The organism is Aquiflexum sp. (genome assembly GCF_041749095.1).
Taxonomy (GTDB): domain Bacteria; phylum Bacteroidota; class Bacteroidia; order Cytophagales; family Cyclobacteriaceae; genus Aquiflexum.
Window position 1 is genome coordinate 1 of record NZ_JBGTCA010000542.1, and the last position, 3,063, is coordinate 3,063.

2 protein-coding genes are annotated in these 3,063 nt (G+C 40.4%); both read right to left on the reverse strand.

What is annotated here, in order from left to right:
- Window positions 1-112: 112 nt before the first annotated feature.
- The gene (locus tag ACEW8O_RS24295; protein ID WP_373497220.1) at window positions 113-1,603 is read right to left on the reverse strand and encodes an N-6 DNA methylase; all 1,491 of its coding nucleotides are present in this window, start codon (window positions 1,601-1,603) and stop codon (window positions 113-115) included.
- 225 nt (window positions 1,604-1,828) lie between these two features.
- Window positions 1,829-2,716 carry an FRG domain-containing protein gene (locus ACEW8O_RS24300; RefSeq protein WP_373497221.1) on the reverse strand — a complete coding sequence of 296 codons (888 nt, stop codon included), beginning with the start codon at window positions 2,714-2,716 and terminating at the stop codon, window positions 1,829-1,831.
- Window positions 2,717-3,063 lie beyond the last annotated feature (347 nt).

A 3,063-nucleotide genomic window follows, 5' to 3' on the forward strand; every position in this document is an offset into this window, starting at 1 on the left:
ACTTTGAAAATGAAAACCACTTCTTACTAAGTTGAGTGGTATGTGCAAAAAATGCACTAACCTGTTGGGCTTGTTCATCAGGGCGATATAAAACAATTTCGTCCTTCATGTTTTAAATCAGACTTTTTATTGATTCGAGAATCTCTGCACTTTCTTCGTCCAAGGCTTTTATTTCTTCCAAGATGGCCTGTGGTTGTCTTAGGGCAGCTTCTTCTTTTTTGTTTGGATTTTTGACGCTCAGGTCAAAAGTGCTTTGATCTATATCTTTGATAGCGACTGTCCAGGAATTTTCGGAGAGACCCTTTGTTTCACTCAGGCTGACGAATTCAGCCAAATCATTTTCATTCAGTGGATTGGTCTTGCCCAGATTACGGCCGGGGTTGAGTTGGTAGAACCATACGTTACGAGTGGCTTTGCCCTTTTCAAAGAACAGCACCACGGTTTTGACTCCCGCACTGGTAAAGGTTCCCCCCGGCAAATCCAAAACAGTGTGCAGGTTGCAGTTTTCCAATAAGGTTTTGCGTATGGCCACGGTAGCATTGTCGGTATTGCTCAAAAAGGTGTTTTTGATCACCACACCTGCCTTGCCGCCTGCTTTCAGTATCTTAATAAAGTGCTGCAAAAAGAGGGAAGCGGTTTCGCCTGTTTTGATGGGGAAGTTTTGCTGTACTTCGGCACGTTCTTTTCCACCAAAAGGCGGATTGGCAAGTACCACATCATAGCGGTCTTTTTCCTGAATGTCGGCAAGGTTTTCGGCAAGGGTGTTGGTGTGGATGATATTGGGTGCCTCCACGCCGTGCAAAATCATATTCATAATGCCGATGATATAGGCCAATGATTTTTTCTCTTTGCCGTAGAAGGTGCGTTTCTGCAAAGTTTCCCAATCCTTGGTAGAGAGACCCTTGCCGTTGGCAGAGGCTGCCGAAACCATCAAGTTGAACGACTCGCACAAAAATCCCATGCTGCCCCCTGCCCCATCATAGACCGTTTGGCCGATCTGGGGATTTACTACTTGGATGATGGTCCTTATCAACGGTCGGGGGGTGTAGTATTCGCCTCCATTCCGCCCGGCATTGCCCATGTTCTGTATTTTGGCTTCATACAGGTGGCTCATTTCGTGCTTCTCTGCATGGGTCCTGAACCGCAACTCATCAATCCGATTGATCACTTCCCGCAAATTGTAGCCGCTTTGGATGCGGTTTTTCAGTTCGCTGAAAATCTCTCCAATCTTGTATTCAATGGTGTCGGCACTCTCGGCGCTTTGCTTAAACTTTTTGAGGTAAGGAAAGAGTTGGTTGTTTACAAAGTCGGTGAGGTCGTCCCCGGTCAGGGCTTTGTGGTGGTCGAGGACCTCCGCCCTGCCGCCCCCATTGGAGGCGGAGATCTTTGGCATGGCCCAAACTGTCCATTGGTAGTCCCTGTCAATGATTGGCGTATAAGTCTTACCGGTGAGTTCGGCCGCTGTGGCCCGGTCCTTCTCCAAGTCATCCAAATACTTCAGAAACAAAATCCAGGAAGTCTGCTCCACATAATCCAATTCACTCCCGCAACCCGCGTCCTTGTGCAGTATATCGTCAATATTTTTAAAAGTCTGTTCGAACATTATTTTTGGTTTATTTCAATTGTCTAAAACTATCACTATCCCCTTAATAATCAAAAAAAAGCTTTTTAAACTGAAGTGCATTCTACTAAAGCTAGCTTTCCTCTTAAATTAAAAAAATTTTACTGATTTACAGCCTCTAGCAAAAAGCCCTGATCAATGCATCCATCAGGGCTTTTTTATGGACTTTTGGGCTAGGGGGCCGAATGTTAGACCAAATTAGGCATTTTAATTTTTTGGTAAATGAGCTATTATACTATCAACAATAGGATAGAACTCTCGCATTGGTTCTTTTGGCAAACTTCGCAAGTTTTCACATCCAGCAAAGTTACCTGTGAATGGGGAAAGCTTTGAAAGATTAGTTGTATTTGTAAAGTCATTTGTTATTATGTCTGCTATAAACTTGAAAACTTTATACTCATTTTCTACAAACTCACTAAAAATATTGTTTAAGTATATTGAGTCATGATTGATTCCATATTTCCAATATAGCTCTTCAAGAATAATATTTTTGAAATGTTTTGGTATTGATAACTTAATCAAAGGTGAAGTAGTGAATTTTTCATTGCAATACTCTTCTAGATGGTACGATTCACTGCTTTTATTATTCAATTGTATATTTCCCCAAAGCATAAAGCACCCAGATTGAGAACGTAGCCGTGGATTGACCAAATGGGTATTGACTATTTGAGGTTCAACAATGTTTGTTCGAAAGTCATTGAAATTGAAACTTTTGAATTTTGTTTTGTCACAAATAATGAATGATCCATCCAAATTCAAATTGTTTTCACAAGCAAAGTACAAAGATACTAGTATGTCATTACTCCAATCAAGAAGTCTAGTTGGCACACCATAGTGTTGGCACATTGCCAAAAACTCAACTTCGTGATTCGTGTAAAGGTGGGTCTTTTTAATTTTTTTGTAGCTGAAGAGGTATAGTAAAAATGCTTCTAAAATAACAGTTTGGTATCTTTTTAATGGCTTGGGTTTTATTCTATGAATAGAGGGTATAATTTGCCAACTCGATTCGCTTTGCCCACGGAAGCAGTAATTTCCAGATACAGGGTTTAATTCATAAATGTATCTTAATAAATTGTCTATACTTTTTATTTCCATTTTTTCAATTTCTGTTGTATTTAGACCTTGTTTTATTTTAAACCATCGGTGAATCACTTAATCCATAAATAGTCAAATAGATATATTTTAAGTCACTTTTATTTTTTAAACCTAATAAATTCTTCCTCCACAAAAAATACCCTAAACACGGTATTTTCACTTTCCTGAAACTAAATAATCACAACCCCACCGTCCCCAAAACCTTCCTAATCGCCTCCATATTCAACCTCAAAGCCTCCTCATTTTCCAGATCATTAATGGCCTGATTAAAGGGTTCTGTCCGGAGAGGCCCATCATATCCGATGTATACTATGCCCTGCATAAATTCCTTGATGGGAATCACTCCG